This window comes from Aquipseudomonas alcaligenes (assembly GCF_003205495.1).
In the GTDB taxonomy this organism is placed as follows: domain Bacteria; phylum Pseudomonadota; class Gammaproteobacteria; order Pseudomonadales; family Pseudomonadaceae; genus Aquipseudomonas; species Aquipseudomonas alcaligenes_B.
Genome location: NZ_QJRX01000004.1, coordinates 202,701 through 226,483 on the forward strand (window position 1 = coordinate 202,701; position 23,783 = coordinate 226,483).

21 protein-coding genes and 5 tRNA genes are annotated in these 23,783 nt (G+C 65.7%); 6 read left to right on the forward strand and 20 right to left on the reverse strand.

Annotated elements, in window-relative coordinates; translation table 11 throughout:
- The first annotated feature begins 36 nt into the window (after positions 1–36).
- Positions 37–1,065, forward strand: coding sequence for an AraC family transcriptional regulator GliR (gene gliR, locus DMO17_RS08865; protein WP_110682127.1), 1,029 nt, complete (start codon positions 37–39; stop codon positions 1,063–1,065).
- A gap of 75 nt (positions 1,066–1,140) precedes the next feature.
- Here the strand turns inward: gliR and DMO17_RS08870 are convergent, their stop codons facing one another.
- Together DMO17_RS08870 and moaB are read right to left on the reverse strand one after the other, a co-directional pair.
- Positions 1,141–2,337, reverse strand: coding sequence for a molybdopterin molybdotransferase MoeA (locus tag DMO17_RS08870; protein ID WP_110682128.1), 1,197 nt, complete (start codon positions 2,335–2,337; stop codon positions 1,141–1,143).
- Positions 2,334–2,873, reverse strand: coding sequence for a molybdenum cofactor biosynthesis protein B (gene moaB / locus DMO17_RS08875; protein ID WP_110682361.1), 540 nt, complete (start codon positions 2,871–2,873; stop codon positions 2,334–2,336). Before moaB ends, DMO17_RS08870 begins: the two co-directional genes overlap by 4 nt.
- A gap of 67 nt (positions 2,874–2,940) precedes the next feature.
- On the opposite strand from moaB, the gene mobA reads away from it, so the two are divergent.
- From mobA to DMO17_RS08890, 3 genes are all read left to right on the forward strand, one after another.
- Entirely contained in the window at positions 2,941–3,534 is a 594-nt protein-coding gene (gene mobA / locus DMO17_RS08880; RefSeq protein ID WP_110682129.1) for a molybdenum cofactor guanylyltransferase MobA, read from the forward strand.
- Between the two features lie 60 nt (positions 3,535–3,594).
- The gene (locus DMO17_RS08885) at positions 3,595–3,816 is read left to right on the forward strand and encodes a YgdI/YgdR family lipoprotein (protein WP_110682130.1); all 222 of its coding nucleotides are present in this window, start codon (positions 3,595–3,597) and stop codon (positions 3,814–3,816) included.
- A gap of 90 nt (positions 3,817–3,906) precedes the next feature.
- Positions 3,907–3,983 (forward strand) — tRNA-Pro (locus DMO17_RS08890).
- Between the two features lie 113 nt (positions 3,984–4,096).
- On the opposite strand, the gene DMO17_RS08895 is transcribed toward DMO17_RS08890, so the two are convergent.
- Positions 4,097–4,173: transfer RNA gene (locus DMO17_RS08895), tRNA-Arg, on the reverse strand.
- A gap of 400 nt (positions 4,174–4,573) precedes the next feature.
- Between DMO17_RS08895 and DMO17_RS08900 the strand changes: the two genes are divergently transcribed.
- Positions 4,574–4,900, forward strand: coding sequence for an Arc family DNA-binding protein (locus DMO17_RS08900; RefSeq protein WP_110682131.1), 327 nt, complete (start codon positions 4,574–4,576; stop codon positions 4,898–4,900).
- A gap of 57 nt (positions 4,901–4,957) precedes the next feature.
- Here the strand turns inward: DMO17_RS08900 and mgtE are convergent, their stop codons facing one another.
- Positions 4,958–6,400 (reverse strand): magnesium transporter, encoded by a 1,443-nt coding sequence (mgtE, locus tag DMO17_RS08905; protein WP_110682132.1) that lies wholly within the window; start codon positions 6,398–6,400, stop codon positions 4,958–4,960.
- A 312-nt stretch (positions 6,401–6,712) separates the two neighbouring features.
- On the opposite strand from mgtE, the gene DMO17_RS08910 reads away from it, so the two are divergent.
- The gene (locus DMO17_RS08910; protein WP_110682133.1) at positions 6,713–7,207 is read left to right on the forward strand and encodes a DUF4124 domain-containing protein; all 495 of its coding nucleotides are present in this window, start codon (positions 6,713–6,715) and stop codon (positions 7,205–7,207) included.
- Between the two features lie 40 nt (positions 7,208–7,247).
- Here DMO17_RS08910 and DMO17_RS08915 read toward each other — a convergent pair.
- From DMO17_RS08915 to DMO17_RS08990, 16 genes are all read right to left on the reverse strand, one after another.
- Positions 7,248–7,324: transfer RNA gene (locus tag DMO17_RS08915), tRNA-Arg, on the reverse strand.
- A 72-nt stretch (positions 7,325–7,396) separates the two neighbouring features.
- Positions 7,397–7,473 (reverse strand) — tRNA-Arg (locus DMO17_RS08920).
- Between the two features lie 104 nt (positions 7,474–7,577).
- Positions 7,578–7,668: transfer RNA gene (locus tag DMO17_RS08925), tRNA-Ser, on the reverse strand.
- Positions 7,669–7,730: 62 nt separating this feature from the next.
- Positions 7,731–7,916 carry a carbon storage regulator CsrA gene (gene csrA / locus DMO17_RS08930; protein WP_003244478.1) on the reverse strand — a complete coding sequence of 62 codons (186 nt, stop codon included), beginning with the start codon at positions 7,914–7,916 and terminating at the stop codon, positions 7,731–7,733.
- Positions 7,917–8,100: 184 nt separating this feature from the next.
- The gene (locus DMO17_RS08935; RefSeq protein WP_110682134.1) at positions 8,101–9,339 is read right to left on the reverse strand and encodes an aspartate kinase; all 1,239 of its coding nucleotides are present in this window, start codon (positions 9,337–9,339) and stop codon (positions 8,101–8,103) included.
- 102 nt (positions 9,340–9,441) lie between these two features.
- Entirely contained in the window at positions 9,442–12,066 is a 2,625-nt protein-coding gene (gene alaS, locus DMO17_RS08940; protein ID WP_110682135.1) for an alanine--tRNA ligase, read from the reverse strand.
- 154 nt (positions 12,067–12,220) lie between these two features.
- Positions 12,221–13,213 carry a succinylglutamate desuccinylase gene (gene astE / locus DMO17_RS08945; protein WP_110682136.1) on the reverse strand — a complete coding sequence of 331 codons (993 nt, stop codon included), beginning with the start codon at positions 13,211–13,213 and terminating at the stop codon, positions 12,221–12,223.
- A gap of 19 nt (positions 13,214–13,232) precedes the next feature.
- Positions 13,233–13,517 carry a topoisomerase II gene (locus DMO17_RS08950; RefSeq protein ID WP_110682137.1) on the reverse strand — a complete coding sequence of 95 codons (285 nt, stop codon included), beginning with the start codon at positions 13,515–13,517 and terminating at the stop codon, positions 13,233–13,235.
- An 11-nt stretch (positions 13,518–13,528) separates the two neighbouring features.
- Positions 13,529–14,875 (reverse strand): N-succinylarginine dihydrolase, encoded by a 1,347-nt coding sequence (astB, locus tag DMO17_RS08955; protein ID WP_110682138.1) that lies wholly within the window; start codon positions 14,873–14,875, stop codon positions 13,529–13,531.
- The gene (gene astD, locus DMO17_RS08960) at positions 14,875–16,338 is read right to left on the reverse strand and encodes a succinylglutamate-semialdehyde dehydrogenase (protein WP_110682139.1); all 1,464 of its coding nucleotides are present in this window, start codon (positions 16,336–16,338) and stop codon (positions 14,875–14,877) included. The genes astB and astD overlap by 1 nt, the downstream gene beginning before the upstream one ends.
- Complete coding sequence (astA, locus tag DMO17_RS08965) at positions 16,335–17,360, reverse strand: arginine N-succinyltransferase (RefSeq protein ID WP_110682140.1); 1,026 nt, start codon at positions 17,358–17,360, stop codon at positions 16,335–16,337. Before astA ends, astD begins: the two co-directional genes overlap by 4 nt.
- 87 nt (positions 17,361–17,447) lie before the next feature.
- Positions 17,448–18,464 (reverse strand): arginine/ornithine succinyltransferase subunit alpha, encoded by a 1,017-nt coding sequence (aruF, locus tag DMO17_RS08970; RefSeq protein WP_110682141.1) that lies wholly within the window; start codon positions 18,462–18,464, stop codon positions 17,448–17,450.
- 151 nt (positions 18,465–18,615) lie between these two features.
- The gene (locus DMO17_RS08975; protein ID WP_110682142.1) at positions 18,616–19,836 is read right to left on the reverse strand and encodes an aspartate aminotransferase family protein; all 1,221 of its coding nucleotides are present in this window, start codon (positions 19,834–19,836) and stop codon (positions 18,616–18,618) included.
- A 1,047-nt stretch (positions 19,837–20,883) separates the two neighbouring features.
- A complete protein-coding gene (gene argR, locus DMO17_RS08980; RefSeq protein WP_110682143.1) occupies positions 20,884–21,870 on the reverse strand; it encodes a transcriptional regulator ArgR in 987 nt (328 codons plus the stop codon).
- Positions 21,871–21,886: 16 nt separating this feature from the next.
- Positions 21,887–22,651 (reverse strand): arginine/ornithine transport ATP-binding protein AotP, encoded by a 765-nt coding sequence (gene aotP, locus DMO17_RS08985; protein WP_110682144.1) that lies wholly within the window; start codon positions 22,649–22,651, stop codon positions 21,887–21,889.
- Positions 22,652–22,670: 19 nt separating this feature from the next.
- Complete coding sequence (locus DMO17_RS08990; RefSeq protein ID WP_110682145.1) at positions 22,671–23,783, reverse strand: succinylglutamate desuccinylase/aspartoacylase family protein; 1,113 nt, start codon at positions 23,781–23,783, stop codon at positions 22,671–22,673.

A 23,783-nucleotide genomic window follows, 5' to 3' on the forward strand; every position in this document is an offset into this window, starting at 1 on the left:
GTCGCCAATCATGACAAGCAGAACAACAAGAAAACCATGCTGACCCTCGGCTATACCTCGGTTCCCGCCCTGCTCAAGTACCTGCGCCATGCCGAAGCCCTCGGCCTGGACCTGGAGGCCGCGCGCCGCGCCGCTGGCGTGACCCTCGAAGACCTGGCCGACAACGGCCGACGCATCCCCAGCGAGGCCCACGAGCGTCTGCTGCAGCACCTGATGCAGGTGTCCGGCGACCCGCTGTTCGGCCTGCATTCGGCGCGCTACGTGCAGCCGGGCTCCTGGAGTGTGCTCGGCTACATCACCATGAACTGCGCGACCCTGGGCGAGGCCATGAGCCGCATCGTGCCCTACGAGAAGCTGGTCGGTGACATGGGCACCAGCCGCCTGGAGATGGCCGGTGACCACGTAAGGCTGATCTGGAACTGCCGCCACGAGAGCGCCGGCATCCGCCGCCATATGGTGGAGAACGTGCTGGCCTCGTGGATGCTCTACGCGCGCTGGATCGCCGACATGGACAGGTCGCCGCGCGAGGTCTGGCTGGAGCATGAGCGCCCCGCCGAGGCGCCGCAGGAGGATTACGAGGCCTTCTTCGGCTGCCCGGTACGCTTCGGCCAGCCGTGCAACGCCCTGCTGGTGCCGCTGGACTACCTGGCCATTCCCCTGCGCCAGGCCGACGCCAACCTGCTGCGCACCCTGGAAGAACACGCGCTGACCATGATGGCCGGCCTGGACGACAACGAGCCGCTACCGCAACGGGTGAAGAACGCCCTGCGCCTGCTGCTCAAGGACGGCCTGCCGCGCAAGGAAAAGGTCGCCGAGAAATTCCACATGACGGTGCGCACCCTGCAGCGCCACCTGCAACAGGCCGGCACCAGCTACCAGGAAATTCTCGACCAGCTGCGCCAGGAACTGGCCGAGCACTACCTGCTGCGCAGCGACCTGGCGATCCAGGACATCGCCAGCTACCTCGGCTTCACCGAATCGCGCTCCTTCCACCGCAGCTTCAAGGCCTGGACCGGCATGACCCCGGGCGAGTACCGCGAGCGGCGCAAGGGCGCGCCGCTCTAAACTGCTGCATCGGCTGAGCGGGCTTCACCCGCTCTACTCGGCGTCTGCAGGGTGGGTGAAACCCGCGCCTTGGACCTAGCCCAACACTTCGCTCAGCGGAATGAAGCGCAGCACATCGCCTTCGCCATAGGCTCGCTCTTCCAGCACCTCCACCAGGCCATCGGCCCAGGCCGCGCTGCGCAGTACGCCGGAACTCTGGTTCGGGTAGAGCACGGCGCGGCCGTTCTCCAGGCGCGCGCGCAGGTACTCGCGGCGCTTGCCCGGCTTGCTCCAAGAGAAGCCGGCCGCGACCTCGACGCTCAGAGGCACGACGCGCTGCACGCCGAGGCGGCGCAACAGGTAGGGCCTGGCCAGCAGGGCGAAGGTCACCAGGGTCGAGGCCGGATTACCCGGCAGGCCGAGCACCGGCACGCCACGGAAGTGTCCGCAGGTGAGCGGCTTGCCCGGCTTGATCGCCAGCTTCCACAGGGCCAGCTCACCCTCCTCGCGCAGCACCTGGCCGAGGTGATCGGCCTCGCCGACCGATACCCCACCGGTGGAGAGGATCAGGTCGGCGTCGCCCAGAGCGGCCAGCGCCTCGCGGGTGCGCTGCGCATCGTCCGGCAGGATGCCGGCGTCGTGCACCTCGCAGCCCAGGCGCTGCAGCCAGGCGCACAGCAGGCTGCGGTTGCTGTTGTAGATCTGCCCCGGGCCCAGCGGTTGGCCGGGCTCGACCAGCTCATCGCCGGTCGACACCACCGCCACCCGCGGTTTGCGCCGTACGCTCAGCTCGGCACAACCGAGCGAGGCAGCCAGGCCCAGCTCGACCGGCCCCAGGCGAGTGCCGGCCGGCAGCACCACCTCACCGGCACGGGTCTCCTGGCCCTGGGGCCGGACGTTCTGCCCGACCTTGATCGACTCAAGGAAGCGCACCCGGCCATCGGCCAGAGTCTCGGCGTTCTCCTGCATTTCCACCGTGTCGGCGCCCGCCGGCAGCGGCGCGCCGGTGAAGATGCGCGCACAGCTGCCCGGCTGCAGCGGTTCCGGGGCCTGGCCGGCAAGGATGCGCTGGCTCACCGGCAACGGCTCGCCCTGCCAGTCGGCCAGACGCAAGGCGTAACCATCCATGGCACTGTTTGGCCAGGGCGGCAGGTCGAGACCGGCGACCAACTCGGTGGCCAGCACACGTCCATCGGCAGCGGCCAGCGAAACGATCTCGCGTGCATCGATCGGCGCCGCCTCGGCCAGCGCCAGCAGGCGCCCCAGTGCGTCCTCGACCGGCAGCAGGCTCATCCGCGGCTCTCGCAGGGCACAGCCTGCTTCAAGTGCGGGACGAAGTTGCAGGGCCGGTGGCGATTGTCCAGCTGCTCGCCGAGGATGCCGTCCCAGGCGGTGCGGCAGGCATTGGTCGAGCCCGGCAGGCAGCACACCAGGGTGCCGTTGGCCAGGCCGGCCAGGGCGCGCGACTGCATGGTGGATGTACCGATATCGGCCACCGAAATCTGCCGGAAGTACTCGCCGAAGCCATCCACCTGCTTGTCCAGCAGGCAGGCCACGGCCTCGGGCGTGCTGTCGCGGCCGGTGAAGCCGGTGCCGCCGGTGATCAGCACCACCTGCACCTCATCCTCGGCGATCCACTGCGCCACCTGGGCGCGGATGCGGTAGAGATCGTCCTTGAGCAGCACCCGCGCGGCCAGGTGATGGCCAGCGGCGCTGAGGCGATCGACGAACAGCTGGCCGGAAGTGTCGGTGTCCAGGGTTCGGGTATCGCTGACGGTAAGAACGGCGATGTTCAGCGGCACGAAAGCCGCCTCGGCCTTGTGGCTCATGGCGTGGTCCGGTTGTGGCGAAAACTGGCCGGTGTTATACCACAGGCCCCGCACCAGAGCGCCCGCCATGCCCCGCCCGCACCTGCCCCCCTGCTCCATCCTGCTGCTCGCCGGCGGCCGTGGCCAGCGCATGGGCGGGCGCGACAAGGGCCTGATCGAATGGCGCGGCCAGCCGCTGATCGCCCATCTGCACCGGGTGGTACGCCCACTGACCGACGACCTGATCATCTCCTGCAATCGCAACGCCGAGCGCTACGCGGCCTACGCCGACCGCTTGGTGAGCGATGCCGAGAGCGATTTCCCCGGGCCGCTGGCCGGCATCCTCGCCGGCCTCGGCGCCGCCCGCCATGACTGGCTTCTGGTGCTGCCCTGTGACGCCCCATTGATTGATCACGCCCTGCTGCAGGCGCTGCGCGAAACGGCAGAAGACAACCCGGCAAAGCCGGTAATGGTGAAGCAGGACGAGCAGTGGCAGCCCATGTTCTGCCTGCTGCCCAGGTCTGCACTTGGACGGCTGCAAGAGGAGTGGCAAAAAGGTGAACGCAGCCCTCTGCGCACCCTGCTGCACCTGGATGCGCGCGCCTGCCGCTGCGCCCTGGACGACCCACGCCTGGCCAATCTGAATACCCCGCAACTGCTGTCACAAACCACACCGGGTTGAACTTGAGCCGCAGGATTCCGTCAGACCAACGGTACTCACTCGCAACTCAAGGAGTTACCCATGAACCGACGGAAGCTGCCCATCCTCTTCGCCAGCCTCGGCTTCATTGCCCTCGCCGGCTGCTCGACCCCCAGCGTGATCACCCTCAACGACGGCAGCCAGATCCAGACCGTGGACACCCCGGAATTCGACGAGGACTCGGGCTTCTACGAGTTCGAACAGCTCGACGGCAAACCCGCGAAGATCAACAAGGATCAGGTCATTACCGTCAAGGAACTCTGACGCGGCAGCCCACAGGGACGTGGGGCAAAAAAACTTTTCAGCTAACCCCTTGTGCAGCAAAACTTTTTCGGTAGAATGCGCGCCATCCTTCGGAGCGTAGCGCAGCTTGGTAGCGCGTCTCGTTCGGGACGAGAAGGTCGCTGGTTCGAATCCAGTCGCTCCGACCAATTCCCGAGTCGACATCAGTCGATTGAAAAAACCGGCCCTGGCGGCCGGTTTTTTTCGTTTCCACGCCATGAAAAAGCCCGCACGCCTCAATGGCTGCGGGCTTTGGGCATTCTGGCGTCCCAGAGAGGGGTCGAACCTCCAACCTTCCCCTTAGGAGGGGGATGCTCTATCCAATTGAGCTACTGGGACATGCGGCGCAGGCTCCCCTGCGGCCGGGCGGCATGTTAACGAGCGAGGGGCGTTTTGTCATGTGCTTCGCCAGAGGGCTGGGTACGAAATTCGTCCCTGGGCGAATCTGCAGCAACCTGCCGTAGAAGTCAGGGCAGGAGCTCAAGCACGCGGCTTCCCGCAGGCACGGATACTGACCGGTACATCAGATATGCCTATCTGGACACATTTCAGACAACTGGTGCTGGCAAAGCGCCTGTATTCGGCCCACAATTCGACACGTAATTGGCGTCAAATAGTCGACCGACTAAACGAACCGATGCGGTTACCGACTGAACGGCTAGTGCCTATCATGGTCAAAGCAGTGACAATTCAGTAGCTGAATGCCAGCATCGCTTTCCTGAACTAACCGGTTTAATGTATACGCCCTATGAAACAGGCCATCTATTCCAGCCGCACGGCTGACAAATTCGTAGTCCGCCTGCCCGACGGTATGCGTGAACGCATTGCCGACGTGGCGCGTAATCATCACCGCAGCATGAACTCGGAGATCATCGCTCGCCTGGAACAGAGCCTGTTCCAGGAAGATGCTCTGGGTGACGAGCTGAACCTGCGCCTGGACAGCCCCGAGCTGTCCCTGCACGAGCGCGAACTGCTGCAGCGCTTCCGCCAACTCTCGCGCCGCCAGCAGAACGCCCTGGTCGCCCTGATCGCCCACGACGTGGAAATGGCCAGCGAAGAGGCCTGATTTCCACCAGCCAGACACAAAAAAGCCGGCATCAGCCGGCTTTTTCATTTCTACCCCCTACAGCAGGAACAGGGTGGCCAACCCAAGGAAGATGAAGAAGCCACCGCTGTCGGTCATCGCCGTGATCATCACGCTGGCCCCCATGGCCGGATCACGCCCCGTACGCATCAGCGTCATGGGAATCAACACCCCCATCAATGCGGCGAGCAGCAGGTTGAGCGTCATGGCGGCGGTCATCACCAGGCCCAGCGACCAGCTACCGTACAGACCATAGGCCACGGCGCCTATCACCCCACCCCAGAGCACGCCGTTGATCAGCGCGACCCCGAGCTCCTTACGCAGCAGGCGCGAAGTGTTGCCGGTGCTGACCTGATCCAGCGCCAGGGCACGCACGATCATGGTGATGGTCTGGTTACCCGAGTTGCCACCGATACCCGCCACGATCGGCATCAGGGCGGCCAACGCCACCAGCTTCTCGATGGAGCCCTCGAACAGACCGATGACCCGCGACGCCAGGAACGCGGTGACCAGATTGATGGCCAGCCAGGCCCAGCGGTTACCGACCGACTTCCACACCGAGGCGAAGATGTCTTCCTCCTCGCGCAGACCGGCCATGTTCAGCACTTCGCTCTCGCTCTCCTCGCGGATCAGGTCGACCATCTCGTCGATGGTCAGACGTCCGATCAACTTGCCATCCTTGTCCACCACCGGGGCTGAGATCAGGTCATAGCGCTCGAAAGCCTGCGCCGCATCGTGGGCATCCTCGTCCGGCTGAAAGCTCACCGGATCGCTGGCCATCACCTCGCCGACCTGCTTGTCCGGATCGTTGACCAGCAGGCGCTTGATCGGCAGCACGCCCTTGAGCACGCCGTCGTAGTCGACCACGAACAGCTTATCAGTGTGGCCCGGCAGCTCCTTGAGGCGGCGCAGGTAGCGCAGCACCACCTCCAGACTGACGTCCTCGCGGATGGTGACCATCTCGAAGTCCATCAGCGCGCCGACCTGGTCATCCTCGTAGGACAGTGCCGAGCGCACCCGCTCGCGCTGCTGGGCGTCCAGCGACTCCATCAGCTCGAGGACCACGTCGCGCGGCAGCTCGGGCGCCAGGTCGGCGAGCTCGTCGGCATCCATCTCCTTGGCGGCAGCCAGGATCTCGTGGTCGTCCATGTCCGCGATCAGCGACTCGCGGACCGCGTCGGACACCTCCAGCAGGATGTCGCCATCGCGCTCGGCCTTGACCAGCTGCCATACGGTCAGGCGGTCACCGAGCGGGAGGGCTTCGAGGATATGGGCGACGTCGGCGGAGTGCAGCTCATCGAGCTTGCGCTGCAGCTCTGCGAGGTTCTGCCGGTGGACCAGGTTTTCCACCAGATCGTGGTGCTGGCCTTCCTGACGGTGGGTCAGGTTTTCCACCACCTTGTGGCGGTGCAGCAGATCGACAACCTGGGCTAGGCGGTCCTGCAGGCTCTCTTGCGGCTTTTTGGCTTCTACTTCAGTCATACGGCACGCTCCACCCCAGCAGCAGGGCGCGCCGCGGGGCTCAATCAGTCAGATCGGGCGAAAGGGAATTTGAGTAACTACTGGGTAAGTCCATGGTGGCTATCCACAAGCCCCGGCGGGGCTGACACAACAATGATAGCACCAGCCCCAGCCCCGAAGCGACAAAATCAGGCTCAGAACAAACGCTTGCAGCGATTTCCTAGAGCAGGTCCCAAGCTATTTTTCCGACGCATGCACTGCATCACAGGACACGCTGGCGAGGCAGAAAAGCCGAGCTAGGATGAAGCCGGCAATCGTCAAGGAGGACGAACCATGCTGCGACTGATCTGCGCTGGAATCTGCGCACTCCTGCTCCCTCAGGCAAGCGCTTCCACCGTCTACCGCTGCGAAGACGCTAAAGGCCATATCACCTACACCCTGCACGGCTGCCCGGAACACGCAGAGCAGAAGCTGCAGGAAGCGCACAACCCGACACCCGGGCAAGGCAAGGCCGTCCCCCTGGGCAAAACCGGCAAGAAACGCAGCCCAGCAAAAGACAAGACGAAGAGCGGACTGCAGGTGGTAGCCACGACAGGCACCTCGCAGAGCACCTGCGGCGAGGCACTCAGCAGCAGCGAGCGGCGGCGCGCGGTTATCCGCCAGCAGATTCGCAGCGGCATGAGCCAGCGCGACGTGGAGAATGCCCTGGGCAAACCGGACAAGGTCACCAGCAACAACGGCCAGACCCGCTACCACTATGCCGACGAGAAGGGCAATCGCCGCCAGGTGAGCTTCGACGAGTCGGGCTGCGTGAAGGGCAAACGCTGAAAAGACAAAAGGCCCGCATCGCTGCGAGCCTTTTGCTGTATGGCGCACTCAGGAGGATTCGAACCTCCGACCGCCCGGTTCGTAGCCGGGTACTCTATCCAGCTGAGCTATGAGTGCGTGTGGCGCTTTTAGACCAGATCACCGCTGGTTGAAGCAAAATGGCTTGCATCGCTGCAAGCCATTCTAATATGGCGCACTCAGGAGGATTCGAACCTCCGACCGCCCGGTTCGTAGCCGGGTACTCTATCCAGCTGAGCTATGAGTGCGTGGGCTGCGCATTTTAGTGATCTTAACCGCCAGGTCAAGCACTTTTCCGAATCAGCTCAATAACTTATCGGACTTAGCGCAAACACAACCAAGGTTGTGAATATGGCGGAGAAGGGGGGATTCGAACCCCCGACACCCTTTTGAGGTGTACTCCCTTAGCAGGGGAGCGCCTTCGGCCACTCGGCCACCTCTCCGCAACACGGGGCGCATGATAACCATGTTTTCCCCGTTTGCAAAGCCAAAATTTCGAGAAAAATTAGTGGCTTGGTTCGTCGCCTTTCTCTTTCTGGATGCGCTGGTAGATCTCTTCGCGGTGCACGGCGACTTCCTTCGGAGCATTGACGCCGATGCGCACCTGATTACCTTTCACGCCCAACACGGTGACGGTGACATCATCACCCACCATCAGGGTCTCTCCGACCCGGCGAGTCAGAATCAGCATTCCTTTCTCCTTACGGATTCAATTACGGGACAACAGTCTGCAGAAATAAAATGGTGGCAGCCCCGCGCATATCAAGTGCGACGCCTTCACCCAAGTATTGACCAGCCCGGACAAAAGGAAAGTTCCCCGCCAAACCGGCCAAAAAAGCGAAAGGCGCGGATCGCCGCGCCTTTCGGGTAGAGCATTACTCGGCCTGTCGGGCCGGAGCGTCCAGGTCGAAGGCGGTGTGCAGGGCGCGCACGGCCAGCTCCAGGTACTTCTCCTCGATGACCACGGAGACCTTGATCTCGGAGGTAGAGATCATCTGGATATTGATGGTTTCCTTGGCCAGAGCCTCGAACATGCGGCTGGCGACGCCTGCGTGGGAGCGCATGCCGACACCGACGATGGAAACCTTGGCGATGTTGGTATCGCCAATCACCTCGCGGGCACCCAGCTCGCGCGCGGTATTTTCCAGCACGGCCTTGGCGCTGTTGTAGTCGTTGCGGTGCACGGTGAAGGTGAAATCGGTGGTGTTATCGTGCGCCACGTTCTGCACGATCATGTCCACTTCGATGTTCGCGGCACTGATCGGACCGAGGATCTTGAAGGCCACGCCGGGGATATCCGGCACGCCACGGATGGTCAGCTTGGCTTCGTCGCGATTGAAGGCGATGCCGGAGATGATCGGCTGTTCCATGGATTCCTCTTCATCAAGGGTAATGAGGGTGCCCGGACCCTCCTGGAAGCTGTGCAGCACGCGCAGCGGGACGTTGTACTTGCCGGCGAACTCCACCGAGCGGATCTGCAGGACCTTGGAGCCGAGGCTGGCCATTTCCAGCATCTCCTCGAAGGTGATCTTGTCCAGGCGCTGAGCCTTGGGCACCACGCGCGGGTCGGTGGTATAGACGCCGTCGACGTCGGTGTAGATCTGGCACTCGTCGGCCTTCAGGGCCGCGGCCAGGGCCACGCCGGTGGTGTCGGAGCCGCCACGACCGAGGGTGGTGATGTTGCCCTGCTCGTCCACCCCCTGGAAGCCGGCGACCACCACGACCTTGCCGGCCTTGAGGTCGGCACGGATCTTCTGGTCGTCGATCTGCAGGATGCGCGCCTTGGTGTGCGCGCTGTCGGTGAGGATGCGCACCTGGTTGCCGGTGTAGGACACCGCCGGCACGCCGCGCTGGATCAGGGCCATGGCCAGCAGGGCGATGGTCACCTGCTCACCGGTGGAAACCATCACGTCCAGCTCGCGCGGGACCGGCTGGCCGTCGCTGACCTGCTTGGCGAGGTCGATCAGGCGGTTGGTCTCGCCACTCATGGCGGAAACCACGACGACGATGTCGTCGCCGCGCTCGCGGAATTTCTTCACCTTCTCGGCCACCTGCTGGATACGCTCCACGGTGCCGACTGAGGTGCCCCCAAACTTCTGTACGATCAAAGCCATGTCAAAAAGCCGCCTGATTCCTCGAAGGGCGCCCATTAAACCCGCATCGGGTCACACTGCCAAGGCCCGCCGGACGCACTGCGGGCCCTGCTTTCGCCGCCTTTAGGCGCCTTGTTCGACGAAGGTCGCCGCCAGCGCCAGCGCCTCGTCCAGCTTGCCAGCATCGACGCCACCACCCTGAGCCATGTCCGGGCGACCACCGCCCTTGCCACCCACGGCGGCGGCAGCCTGACGCATCAGGTCGCCGGCCTTGAGCTTGGCGGTCAGATCCTGGGTGACGCCGGCAACCAGCACCACCTTGTCCTCGAATACACCGCCGAGCAGGATCACCGCGCTGCCCAGCTTGTTCTTCAGTTGGTCGACCATGGCCAGCAGGGCCTTGCCGTCCAGACCATCGAGACGCGCGGCCAGCACCTTGACGCCCTTGACCTCCACGGCTGAACCGGCCAGGTCGTTGCCGGCGGCGCTGGCGGCCTTGGCCTTGAGCTGCTCCAGCTCCTTTTCCAGCTGGCGGTTGCGCTCGATCAGGCCGGACAGCTTGTCCAGCACGTTGTCGCGGCTGCCCTTGACCAGTGCGGCGGCTTCCTTCAGCTGCTCTTCCGCACCGTTGAGCCAGGCCAGCGCCGCGGCACCGGTGACACCCTCGATACGACGCACGCCGGCGGCCACGCCGCCTTCGCTGGTGATCTTGAACAGGCCGATGTCGCCGGTACGCGAGACATGGGTACCGCCACAGAGCTCGACGGAGAAGCCGCCGCCCATGGTCAGCACGCGCACGTCATCGCCGTATTTCTCGCCGAACAGCGCCATGGCACCCTTGGCCTTGGCCGTCTCGATATCGGTCTCCTCGGTCTCGACCGCGGAGTTCTTGCGGATCTCGGCGTTGACCAGCTCTTCCAGGGCCTTCAGCTGCTCGGACTTGATCGCCTCGAAGTGGCTGAAGTCGAAGCGCAGGCGCTGGCTGTCGACCAGCGAGCCCTTCTGCTGCACGTGCTCGCCCAGCACCTGGCGCAGCGCGGCGTGCAGCAGGTGGGTCGCGGAGTGGTTCAGCGCAGTAGCCTGGCGTACCGAGGCGTCGACCTCGGCCTTCAGCGAAGTGCCGACGGACAGGCCGCCCTTGGCTACCACGCCGTGGTGCAGGAAGGCGCCGCCGGCCTTGGTGGTATCGCGCACATCGAAGCGCACGCCGGCGCTCTCAAGGTAACCGCAGTCACCGACCTGGCCGCCGGACTCGGCGTAGAACGGGGTCTGGTCCAGCACCACCACGCCCTCCTCGCCCTCGGCGAGGCTGTCGACGGCGGCGCCGGCCTTGAACAGGGCAACGATCTTGCCGCTGCCGCTGGTGCCCTGGTAGCCGAGGAAGACGGTGTCGCTGTCGACCTTGACCAGGCTGTTGTAATCCATGCCGAAGGAGCTGGCGGAACGGGCGCGCTCGCGCTGGGCCTCCATCTCGCGCTCGAAGCCTTCCTCGTCGAGGGTCAGCTCGCGCTCACGGGCGATGTCACCGGTCAGGTCGACCGGGAAGCCATAGGTGTCGTACAGCTTGAACACCACGTCGCCGGGAATGACGCTGCCCTTGAGTTCGGCCAGGTCCTGCTCGAGGATCTTCAGGCCCTGCTCCAGGGTCTTGGCGAACTGCTCTTCCTCGGTTTTCAGCACGCGCTCGATATGCGCCTGCTGCTGTTTCAGCTCGGGGAAGGCTTCGCCCATCTCGGCCACCAGCGCGGCGACGATCTGGTAGAAGAAGCTGCCCTTGGCGCCCAGCTTGTTACCGTGGCGGCAGGCGCGGCGGATGACGCGGCGCAGCACGTAGCCACGGCCTTCATTAGACGGGGTCACGCCGTCGGCGATCAGGAAGCCGCAGGAACGGATATGGTCGGCGACGACCTTCAGCGAGGCCTGGCCTTCGTTGGCGCAGCCGATGGCCTTGGCCGCGGCGTTGAGCAGGCTCTGGAACAGGTCGATCTCGTAGTTCGAGTTGACGTGCTGCAGCACGGCGCTGATGCGTTCCAGGCCCATGCCGGTGTCCACGGAGGGCGCCGGCAGCGGGTGCAGCACGCCGTCCGCGGTGCGGTTGAACTGCATGAACACGTTGTTCCAGATCTCGATGTAGCGGTCGCCATCTTCCTCCGGAGAGCCGGGCGGGCCGCCCCAGATGTGCTCGCCGTGGTCGTAGAAGATCTCGGTGCAGGGGCCGCACGGGCCGGTATCACCCATGGCCCAGAAGTTGTCGGAGGCGTACGGCGCGCCCTTGTTATCGCCGATGCGCACCATGCGCTCGGCCGGGATGCCGACTTCCTGAGTCCAGATGTCGTAGGCCTCGTCGTCGGTGGCGTAGACGGTGACCCAGAGCTTCTCCTTCGGCAGGTTCAGCCACTTGTCGCTGGTCAGGAACTCCCAGGCGTAGGTGATGGCATCACGCTTGAAGTAGTCGCCGAAGCTGAAGTTGCCCAGCATCTCGAAGAAGGTGTGGTGGCGCGCGGTGTAGCCGACGTTTTCCAGGTCGTTGTGCTTGCCGCCAGCGCGTACGCACTTCTGGCTGGTGGTGGCGCGGGTGTAGGCACGCTTCTCCAGGCCGAGGAAGCAGTCCTTGAACTGGTTCATGCCGGCGTTGGTGAACAGCAGGGTCGGGTCGTTCGCCGGGATCAGCGAACTGGAGGCGACGCGGGTGTGCCCCTTCTCTTCGAAGAAGCGGAGGAAGGCTTCACGGATTTCTGCGCTTTTCATTGATTTCATCCAGGCAAACGACAGCGCGGCAAACGCCGGCAAAGGGCCGCATTATATCGGCCCGGCGCTGCAGGGACAGCCCGTTTGCGGGGAATTTGGATAGAAAGCCTCTATCGGGCCACCTTGTGACCCGAATCCGCCACGCAGAGCGGTATCAGAGCGAGGTGGGGACGATCAGGATGCCGGCGCGCAGGCCGTTCTTGACCTTGGGATTGGGGAAGATGATGCGCGCGCCCTCCTCCTCCACCAGCCAGCGGGTACCGGCGATGTCCTCGGCCAGGAGGAACCCCTGCTCCAGCTCGGTGAAGTTCTCGATGTCGGCCGGCAGGTGCAGCTTGAAGGCATCGCTGTGCTTGATCACCTCGCGCGACACGGCGAACAGCTGCATGCCATCCAGCGAGTCGGTCTGCGGCTCGCGGTTTTCCACCAGCTCGCACAGGCGCTTCTCCAGCAGGTCGAGGTTGACCTGCTGGTTCTGTCCGAACGGCCGCGCCTTACCCAGCTCTAGGGTGAAGGCCTCGGCGCCCAGGCGCGCGTAGGTGTAAGAGCTGAAAGTGATTCCGGTCTTGCGCTGCAGCAGCACGGCGTCGATGCCGGCGGCGCGCAGGCGCGCCAGCTCGGCGCGCGAGTGCTGGCGACCCTCGACGTAGGGATAGAGGGCGAACTGCTCGATCTTCGAGCCACGGATCGCGGTATGCAGGTCGTAATGCAGGCGCGCCCGGCCGTCCTTGCTGAAAAAGGCGGCGGCATGGCGCTCCAGCTCGTTGGCGCGCAGCGCCTCGAAGCCGCTGCTCTGCTCGTGGCGGCCGTCGAACAGGCGGTTGATGTCTTGCTCCACGAAACGCTCGCCACGACGCATGGCCTCAGGGTTGCCGAGCAGGAACAGGATGCGCGCCCTGGGCATCAGCTGGCTGGAGGCGATGGCCTGCAGCAGGCGGTCGAGCAGCTCGATCGGCGCCGTCTCGTTGCCGTGGATGCCGGCCGACAACAGCAGGTCGAGGCCGCTGTCATCCTGAGCAGTGGGCGTCACTTCCAGCACGCCCTCGCCCAGCCAGTGCAGGCGCGCGCCCTCGCGGGTCAGCTGAATCTTCTCGGTCGGCTCGCGGCCGGCCAGGGTCAGTTCGAGCAGTTTGCCGAGGGCGAGCATGGGATTACCTCAGTCGGGCTCAATGATTGCAGTCGGGACCGTGCACATGATCCTCGTCGTCGCCGGCGAGGTCCGCCGGCTCCATTTCCAGCTGCAGGCCGACCAGGTTGGTGGCCTGCGGGCGCAGCAGCAGGTTGGCGTACTCGGTGTCGCCCTCCTCCACGTCCACGCCGATCAGCAGTTGGTCGCCGACCGCCTGGATCCACACTTCCTTGCCCTGCCAGACGACGGCGAAGCGGGTGCAGGAGGTTTCCAGCTGGGTGCCGTCGGTATCTTCGAGGATGAGTTGCAGGGCGTCGGACATGGTCAAGGCTCTCAGGCGAGTTGGAAGGGGTAGACGGAGCCCAGTTTAAGGATCTGCGTCAGTTCATCCAATGCCGTGCGGCACTCGATCAGCAGTTGCGGGTCGGCCAGGTCGCTTTCGGCCAGGCGGTCGCGGTAGTGCTTGTCGACCCAGGCGTTGAGGGTGGTGAACAGCTCGGGGGTCATCACCACGCCCGGATTGACCGCCGCCAGCTCCTGCTCCTTGAGCGCCACGCGCAGGCGCAGGCAGGCCGGGCCACCGCCGTTCTGCATGCTCTGCTTGAGGTCGAACACCTTCACCTCGCGGATCGGGCCGTTGCCGCTGGTCAGCTCGCTCAGGTAGTTCCACACGTTGGCGTTGTTGCGGCACTCCTCCGGCACCACCAGCAGCATGCTGCCGTCGGCGCGGGTCAGCAGCTGGCTGTTGAACAGGTAGGACTTGACCGCATCCTCCACGCTCACCGCGCTGCCAGGCACGCGCACGGCCTGGAAGTTGCCGCCGCGGCGGGCCAGCTTGTCGCCCAGCTCGGCCAGCACCTTGTCGGTGTCGAGGAAGGCGTCCTGGTGGTAGAACAGCACCTCGCCGTTGCCCACCGAGATCACGTCGTTGTGGAACACGCCCTGGTCGATCACCGCCGGGTTCTGCTGGGCGTAAACCACACCCTCGTCACCCAGGCCATGCAGACGGGCTACCGCCTGGCAGGCTTCCAGGGTCTGCCGCGCCGGGTAGCGCTGCGGGGCCGGGAAGCGGCTGTCGAAGGCGCTGCGGCCGAACACGAAGAACTCCACACCGGCCTCGCCGTAGCTCTTGCAGAAGCGCGTGTGGTTGGCCGCGCCCTCGTCACCGAACTGGCTCACCGCCGGCAGCGCGGCGTGGTGGGCGAAGTGCTGCTCATTGCTGAACATGGCGCGCAGCACGCGGCTGGTGGTCGGGTGCTCGATCGAGCGGTGGAACTTGCAGTTGAGGTTGGCGGCGGTGAAGTGCACGCGGCCGTCCGCGGTGTCGGCGCTGGGGCTGACGGTGCAGGAGTTGGCGGTCCACATGCTGGAGGCCGAGCTGCAGGCGGCCAGCAGCGGCATGGCTTCCTTGGCGGCCTTGGCGATCACCTCGGCATCGCTGCCGGTGAAGCCCAGGCTGCGCAGGGCGGCGACGTCCTGGCGCTCCTGCGGGGCGAACACGCCTTGCTTGAAGCCCATGTCCATCAGCGCCTTCATCTTGCCCAGGCCCTGCTTGGCGGCCTCCTTGGGATTGGACACCGCCTGGCTGTTGCTCTGCGACGCCACGTTGCCGTAGGACAGGCCACCGTAGTTGTGGGTCGGGCCGACCAGGCCGTCGAAGTTCATTTCATAGGCGGACATCACAGACTCACTCCCGGGGTCAGGGTGGCAGGCAGGCTCAGGGTTTCACTTTCCAGCGAGGCGACCGGATAGGCGCAGTAATCGGCCGCGTAGTAGGCGCTGGCGCGATGGTTGCCGGAGGCACCCACGCCGCCGAACGGCGCACTGCTGGCGGCGCCGGTCAGCTGCTTGTTCCAGTTGACGATGCCGGCACGGCTCTCGATGAGGAACTGCTGGTAGCGCTCGGCGGACTCGGACAGCAGGCCCGCGGCCAGGCCGTACTGGGTGTTGTTGGCCTCGGCGATGGCGGCATCGAAGCCGTCGTAACGGATCACCTGCAGCAGCGGGCCGAAGAATTCCTCGTCGATGCGCTCGGCCACCCGGGTCACGTCGAGAATGCCGGGAGTCAGCAGCGCGGCGTTCGGTACCGGCTGGATCATCTCCAGCAGCACCTCGGCGCCCTTGTCGACCAGGTGGCGCTGGGCCTTGAGCAGGTGCTCGGCGGCGGCCAGGGAAATCACCGAACCCATGAAGGGCGCCGGCTGCTCGTCGAAGGCACCGACCTTGAGGGTCGAGGCCACCGCCACCAGGCGCGCCAGCAGGGCGTCGCCCCAGGCACCGACAGGCACCAGCAGGCGGCGCGCGCAGGTGCAGCGCTGCCCGGCGGAGATGAAGGCGGACTGGATGATGGTGTAGACAGCGGCGTCGACATCCTTGACCTCCTCCACCACCAGCGGGTTGTTGCCACCCATCTCCAGCGCCAGGATCTTGTCCGGGCGGCCGGCGAACTGGCTGTGCAGCAGGTTGCCGGTGCGGCTGGAGCCGGTGAAGAACAGGCCGTCGATGCCGGCGCTGCCGGCCAGGGCCACGCCGGTCTCGCGGGCGCCCTGCACCAGGTTGAGCACGCCGGCCGGCAGGCCGGCCTCGATCCAGCACTTGACCGTCAGCTCGGCGACCTTGGGGGTCAGCTCGCTGGGCTTGAACACCACCGCGTTGCCGGCCAGCAGCGCCGGCACGATGTGGCCGTTGGGCAGATGGCCGGGGAAGTTGTAGGGGCCGAACACGGCAACCACGCCATGCGGCTTGTGGCGCAGCACGGCGGTGGCGTCGGCCAGCGGACCGCTCTTCTCGCCGGTGCGCTCGCGGTAGCTCTGCACGGAGATGGCGACTTTGTTGACCATGCTGGTCACCTCGGTGGCGGACTCCCACAGCGGCTTGCCGGTTTCCTCGCCGATGGTACGGGCCAGTTCGTCGGCATGCTTCTTCAGGGTGGCGGCGAACTGCTCGAGGATGGCGATGCGCTCCTCCAGCGGGCGGCGGGCCCAGGCCGGGAAGGCGGCACGGGCGGCGGCGACGGCCTGCTCGACCTGCGCGGCGCTGGCGCCCTGGCCGCGCCACACGGCTTCCTGGGTCACCGGGTTGAGCGAGTCGAAGGCCTCGCCCTGCCCGGCCAGCCACTGGCCTGCGATGTAATGGGTGGTCATTGCTTGCTCTCCTTGGCCGACAGCGGTACGGCGCGCACCTGGGCGCCGGCGCTGAGCTGCAGGCGCTTGGCGGTCAGCGGGTCGACCACCAGGGTGCCGGCGGCGGCGCGCGCCGGCGCGGCGGTGATGCGGCAGTCTTCGCGCTTGCGGTTGTGAATCAGGTAGGGGGTGGCATCGTCGCCCGGGGTGCCGACGGCCAGCACCAGGGTCTGGCTGTCGCGCACGGCGCGGATCTTGTCGGTCTCCACCTCGATGGCCGGGCCGGCGTCGAAGATGTCGACATAGCCCTGGTAGCTGAAGCCCTCGCCCTTGAGCATGGCCAGCGCCGGCTCGGTGTCCGGATGGACGCGGCCGATGACGGCGCGGGCCTCCTCGGAGAGGAAGCAGGTGTAGAGCGGGAACTTGGGCATCAGCTCGGCGATGAAGGCCTTGTTGCCGACGCCGGTGAGGTAGTCGGCCTGGCTGAACTCCATCTTGAAGAAGTGCCGGCCCAGGCTCTCCCAGAACGGCGAGCGGCCGTTCTCGTCGGACATGCCGCGCATCTCGGCGATCACCTTGTTGCCGAACAGCTCGCGGAACTCGGCGATGAACAGGAAGCGCGCCTTGGACAGCAGGCGGCCGTTGAGGCCGCTGCGGTGGCCGGCATGCAGGAACAGCGAGCACAGCTCGGAGTTGCCGGTCAGGTCGTTGGCCAGGAACAGGGTGGGGATCTCGCGGTGGATCTTCAGCTCCTGCGAGGCGCTGACGGTGAGACCGACCCGGTAGTTGTACCAGGGCTCGCGCAGGCCGACGGCGCCGGCCACGGCGGAGATACCGACGACCTTGCCGTCGTCATCCTCCAGAACGAACAGGTAGTCGGCGTCGGCACGCTCGGCCTCGCCACGGAAGGTCTTCTCCGCCCAGCCGACCCGGTGCGCCAGGCGCTCCTCGTTGGCCGGCAGGGTGGTCAGGCCGGTGCCGGTACTGCGGGCCAGGTCGATCAGCGCGGACAGGTCGGCGCTACGGACGGGACGAACGATCATGGATCCTCCGGATCAGCTGCAAACCCGCGGCCACGCGCCACGGGCTTCAGTTCAGACAGGCCGCCGCCGGCAACCTGTCGCGTTGGTTTAAACCGCCACCAGCCGGACGCTGGCGCCCTCGCCCACACCCAGGGCCTCGGCGGCCTCCAGGCTCAGGGTCACCGGCTTGCCGGGCACCCAGTCGAGATCGGCGATGATGGCGCGGAAGTCCTGCAGCTGGCCGTTGCTCACCAGGTACTGGCGCCCGCCCTTGCCCGGCTCGCCGATGCGCACCGGCACCACGCGGCTCTGGGCGATGGAGCGGATGCCCGAGGTGCGCGCATGCAGGGTCGGGCCACCGTCGAAGATGTCGATGTAGTGGTCGGTCTCGAAGCCTTCGCGCATCAGGATGTCGAAGGTCACCTGGGCACGGCTGTAGACCTGCCCCATGGCTTCCTGGGCGCTGTCCGGCAGCAGCGGCACGTAGATCGGGTAGTGCGGCATCAGCTCGGCGAGGAAGGTGCGGCTCTTCAGCCCGCACAGGCGCTCGGCCTCGGTGTAGCTCATGTCGAAGAAGTTGCGGCCGACCGCGTCCCAGAACGGCGAGTCGCCGTTCTCGTCGCTGTAGCCGACGATTTCCACCACCACCGCATCGGCGAAGCGCTCCGGGTGGGCGGCCATGAACAGCAGGCGGGCACGCGAGTTGAGCTCGGCGAAGGGCGTGTCGACCAGCTCGCGCTGCACGTAGAAGCTGGTCAGCAGGCTGTTGCCGGTGAGGTCGTGGCACAGCGAGAGGACGTGGATCTTGTTGTGGATCTTCAGCTCGCGCGAGGCGTGCACGAAGGTCTCGTTGCGGAAGCTGTAGAAGGGCTCGGAATAACCGGCCGAGGCGACTATGGCCGAGCAACCGAGCAGCTTGCCGCTGGCCGAATCCTCGAGGACGAAGAAGTAGCTCTCTTCGCCGTTGAAGCTGACTTCGGCGGCGAAGGAGGCCTCCGATGCGGCGATCTTGTCGCTCAGTCGGCCCGAATCATCCGGCAGCGAAGTGACACCCACCGGGCTGTCCGCAGCCAGGCGTTGCACTTCGGCAAGATCGGACATCTGCGCGGGGCGCATCACCAGCATGGCCTTCTCCTTTCGACAAAAGCGCCGTTCGAATAAAAGCTCCAAAAGGCCTGAGGCAGCCCTCTGGAGAAAGATCGGAGCAGTGCCCGATCACGCATGGAACCCTTCATCCTGAAAATCGGGCGGCGCTTCCTGCGCCGCCCTGCGGGCATCAGCCCTGGACCAGCTTGGCCACGGCACGCTCGAAGCGCTGCAGGCCGTCGACGATGTCGGCCTCCTCCACCACCAGGCTGGGAGCGAAGCGCACCACGTCCGGGCTGGCCTGCAGCACCAGCACGCCCTCGGCGGCGGCGGCATCGAGCACGGCCTTGGCCTTGCCCTTCCAGGCGTCGCTCAGCACGCAGCCGAGCAGCAGGCCGAGGCCGCGCACCTGGGTGAAGATGCCGTACTGCTCGCCGATCGCCTGCAGGCGCTGGCGGAAGTCGGCGCTCTTGGCCTTGACGCCCGCCAGCACTTCCGGGGTATTGACGATATCCAGCACCGCCTCGGCCACCGCACAGGCCAGCGGGTTGCCGCCATAGGTGGTGCCGTGGGTGCCGACGGCCAGGTGCTTGGCCAGGTCGGTGGTAGTGAGCATGGCGCCGATGGGGAAACCGCCGCCCAGGCTCTTGGCGCTGGAGAGGATGTCCGGGGTGACGCCGTAGTGCATGTAGGCGAACAGCTCGCCGCTGCGGCCCATGCCGCTCTGCACCTCGTCGAACACCAGCAGCGCATTGTGCTGGTCACACAGGGCGCGGGCGCCTTCCAGGTAGGCCTTGTCGGCCGGCAGCACACCGCCTTCGCCCTGGATCGGCTCCAGCACCACGGCGCAGGTCTTGTCGGAAATGGCGGCTTTCAGCGCCTCCAGGTCGTTGTACGGGACATGGGTGATGCCCTCGATCTTCGGCCCGAAGCCATCGGAATACTTGGGCTGGCCTCCGACGCTGACGGTGAACAGGGTGCGACCGTGGAAGCTGTTGATCGCGGCGATGATCTCGCACTTCTCCGGGCCGAAGCGGTCATGGGCGACGCGACGGGCCAGCTTGAACGCGGCCTCGTTGGCCTCGGCGCCGGAGTTGCAGAAGAACACGCGCTCGGCGAAAGTGGCATCGACCAGCTTGTGGGCAAGACGCAGGGTTGGCTCGTTGGTGAACACGTTGGAGATGTGCCACAGGGTGTTGGCCTGCTCGGTCAGCGCCTTGACCAGTGCCGGATGGCAGTGACCGAGGGCATTGACGGCGATGCCGCCGGCGAAGTCGATCAGCTCGCGACCGCCCTGATCCCAGACTCGGGAGCCCAGGCCGCGCACCGGAACGAAGGCGGCGGGGGCATAGTTGGGGACCAGATACTGATCGAAATCGGCGCGTTGCACCGGATCGTGCTGAACGGACATCGGGGCTCTCCTGAACAAGGAACACCGCACTCAATGGCGGGTGATGGAAGGATTGTAGGGGCTGCCCACGGGCCCGCATTGTCGCCATGCGACAACTTCTTACAGCGGCAACCCGCGGTTTTCGGGGGCTTTCGGCAATGCGACAGAAAGCTCCGGAATTGCGCAGTTTAAACGCTGCGCGGGGGGATCGGGGTATTTCGCTGCCCTACGAAAAACCCTTGTAGAACCACGTCAGGCTTTGCGCGGATATTGCCCCAGGGACCGGGCACGCACTCAACAGCCTGATCGCAACACTTTCCTCGGCACCAACTACCGATTTCGCCTTGCACGGCGAGTTACTTTCTCTTGTCTGGCCAAGAGAAAGTAACCAAAGAGAAGGCCACCCCGACATCCGGGTCTCGCTACGCTCGACTCCCCTCCCTCCGGCGCCGCTCCGGGGGGTCGGCGCACAAGAGGCATCCCTGCCCCTTTAAGCCTCTCGCCACATCCTTGCGGCTCGCCCCCCTGCGCAACACCTCCACTCGGCCTCCTGACGGGGGCTCGGGCTCCGAGGTGCTTGGTGGTTTTTCTTGGCGCTGCGCGCATTGCGCGTTAATCGCTCCCACGCTTCGTGTGGGAATGCAGCCTTTGGCGCTCTGCGCCCATTGCTTGTTTTGTGCTGCAGGCAACGTCTGTGACGCCGAGCATCACGGGAAGGGTTCCCAAACGGAGCGTGGGAACCATCAAGAAAGGAATGCAAAACTTTCAGGCAACTCCAAACGCCCCCTTCAGGAGGCCGAACGGAATCATTGCGGAAGGGGTTGAGCGGCATGGATGCCGCGAGAGACGCGATGGGCCAGGGATGGCCCTTCGCGGCGTGCCCGTGGAGCGATGATGGAGTGAGGGAACCCCGCCGCAGGCGGGGCCGGATGTCGGGGGCAAGCGTTTTTGGTTACTTTTTCCGCGACTGGAAAAAGTGACCCGCCCAGCAGGGCGGAACAGAAGCATCGAACAGTGCGATAAGCAGCAGCGGCACCAAAACAGCCGAACTAACGCTAATCGCTAACCTCAGCCACGCTCCACGGAGGCCGGCGCAATCTCGAACGGACTGGCACTACGCCGCTGATTGCGATCTTCTCGCGGGGTCGCCCCGAAGAAGTTGCGGTAGGCGCTGGAGAAGTGCGGACCGGAGGAGAAGCCGCAGGACAGGCCGATCTGGATGATCGACTTGCTGGTCTGCATCAGCAGTTGGCGCGCCTTGTTCAGGCGCAGCTCCAGGTAGTACTGGCTGGGCACGCGATTGAGGTACTGCTTGAAGATGCGCTCCAGCTGACGCCGCGACACGCAGACATGCTGGGCGATCTCGTCGGTGGTCAGCGGCTCCTCGATGTTGGCCTCCATCAGCAGCACCGCCTGGGTCAGCTTGGGATGGCTGGAGCCGATGCGGTTCTGCAGCGGAATGCGCTGGCGCTCGCCGCCCTCGCGGATGCGCTCGACCACCAATTCCTCGCTCACCGCGCCGGCCAGTTCGGCACCGTGGTCGCGGGCCAGCACCGCCAGCAGCAGGTCGAGCACGGCCAGGCCACCGCAGGCGCTGAGACGGTCGCGGTCCCAGTCGAACAGGTGGCTGGTGGCGATCACCTTGGGGAAACGCTCAGTGAAGTCGTCCTGCCAGCGCCAGTGCACGGCGGCGCGGTAGCCATCGAGCAGACCGAGCTGGGCCAGCGGGTAGACACCGGCGGACAGGCCACCGATGGCGATGCCACTGCGGGCCAGCTGCTTGAGGGCCGAGGCCAGGGTCGAGGCCATCTGCGCCGGCGGCTCGTCGGCCAGCAGGAACAGCTTGCTGCAGCCTTCCAGGCGCCCGGCCCAGGGCTCGCCAGGCAGACGCCAGCTCCCCTCGGCAGGCGCTTCGGCCTGGAGGAAACGCAGCTCGTAGGACACCTCCGGGTGAACGCGCTGCGCCACGCGCAGGGCCTCCTCGGCCAGGGCCAGGGTCATGGGCCTGGTTTCCGGCCAGATCAGGAAGGCGATGCAGTGGGCAGTCGAAGTCATGGAGGCAGTCTAGTGCTTACTTCAGGCTGCCGGAAAGGAACTGCTTGAGGCGATCCGACTGCGGGTTGGCCAGCACCGTCTTCGGGCAGCCGGTTTCTTCCACCAGGCCCTTGTGCAGGAAGATCAGCTGGTTGGACACCTCGCGGGCGAAGCCCATCTCGTGGGTCACCACCACCATGGTGCGGCCTTCCTGGGCCAGGTCCTGCATCACCTTGAGCACTTCGCCGACCAGCTCGGGGTCGAGCGCCGAGGTCGGCTCGTCGAACAGCATGACTTCCGGCTCCATGGCCAGGGCGCGGGCGATGGCCACGCGCTGCTGCTCGCCGCCGGACATGTGCGCCGGATACGCGTCTTTCCTGTGTGCCACGCCGACCTTGGCCAGGTAGTGCTCGGCCTTCTCCAGGGCTTCCTTCTTCGGCACGCCGAGCACGTGCACCGGCGCCTCGATGACGTTCTCCAGGGCACTCATGTGCGACCACAGGTTGAAGTGCTGAAACACCATGGACAGGCGCGAGCGCATGCGCTGCAGCTGCTTGGCATCGGCGGCCTTGAGCGCGCCGTCCCTGTTGGCCACCAGCTTGAGCTCCTCGCCGTTGAGCAGGATCTTGCCGCCGTGCGGCTGCTCGAGCATGTTGATGCAGCGCAGGAAGGTACTCTTGCCCGAGCCGCTGGAGCCGATGATGCTGATCACGTCGCCGGCCTTGGCGGCCAGGGACACGCCTTTCAGCACTTCGTGGTCGCCGTAGCGTTTGTGCAGATCCTGAACTTCGAGTTTGTACATGGTTGGGCTCTCGTTTGGCTCAGTCGCTCAGCAGGCGACCCTGACGGATGGGTTGTTGGCCGGCCACCTTGGCCAGCCAGAGTCCGGGTTGGGCGAAGCGCAGGCGCTCGCGCACATACAGCACGCCGGAAGTGGACGCACGCACGATGCTGTGGCGGTCCTCCAGCGGATCTATGACTTCGAACAGCGGATCGCCCACCTCGACGCGGGCGCCGACCGGCTGCAGGAAGCTGACCACGCCGGCGTGCGGCGGGTAGGCGTACTGCGCACCGGCGAAGGGTGTCGGCTGGCAGCTGGGCGCCGGCGCGGCCGGCCAGTCACCGCTGATCAGGCCCTGCTCGGCGAGGAAGGCGAGGATGCCCTCGGCGCTGGCCATGGCCCGTTCGCGCTCGGTATCCAGCATGCCGCCCAGCTCCACGGTCGCCGCCTGGCAGGCCAGCGGTACCACGGCCTCGGGGAAGCGCCGCGCCAGGCGCAGCCAGGCCATGGAGCAGGCCTCGTCGAAGGAGCTGCCGCCGGTGTCCTCGGCCACCAGCACGGCGCCGGCACCCAGGCGCGCCGCCAGGCCGGCGAAGGCCGCGGCCTGCTGCGGGATCATGTACAGGTGCACCACGGCATCGAAGTCGCAGTGCAGGTCGAGCACCACATCGGCGTCGCAGGCATGACGGAGCAGCAGGCGCTGCAGGCCCTGCAGCTCGGAGCCAGCCGGCGCCAGGCCGTCCAGCGCGGCCAGCATGGCCTGACGGATCAGCCGCACGTTGGCCGCGCCATCGGCACCCAGGCGCCCATCCAGGGCGGGGGCGACCAGCTCGGCCAGGTCGGCGAAGTCGCGGTTGAAGTTCTTGCCGCTGCCCAGCTCGAAACGCCCCTGGCTGGTGGCCTGGAGCATCTGGCCGAGGCCAATGGGGTTGGCCACCGGCACCAGCTCGATCACCCCGGTCAGGCGCCCCTGCCCTTCCAGCTCGGCCAGACGGCGCTTGAGCTCCACCGCCACGCGCATGCCCGGCAGCTCGTCGGCGTGCAGGCTGGCCTGGATGTAGGCCTTGCGCTCACCCGCACCGAAGCGGAACAGGCTGAGCTTGCGCTCGGTGCCGGGGCAGCCCCAGGGCAGGATGTGGTCGATACGTTGCAT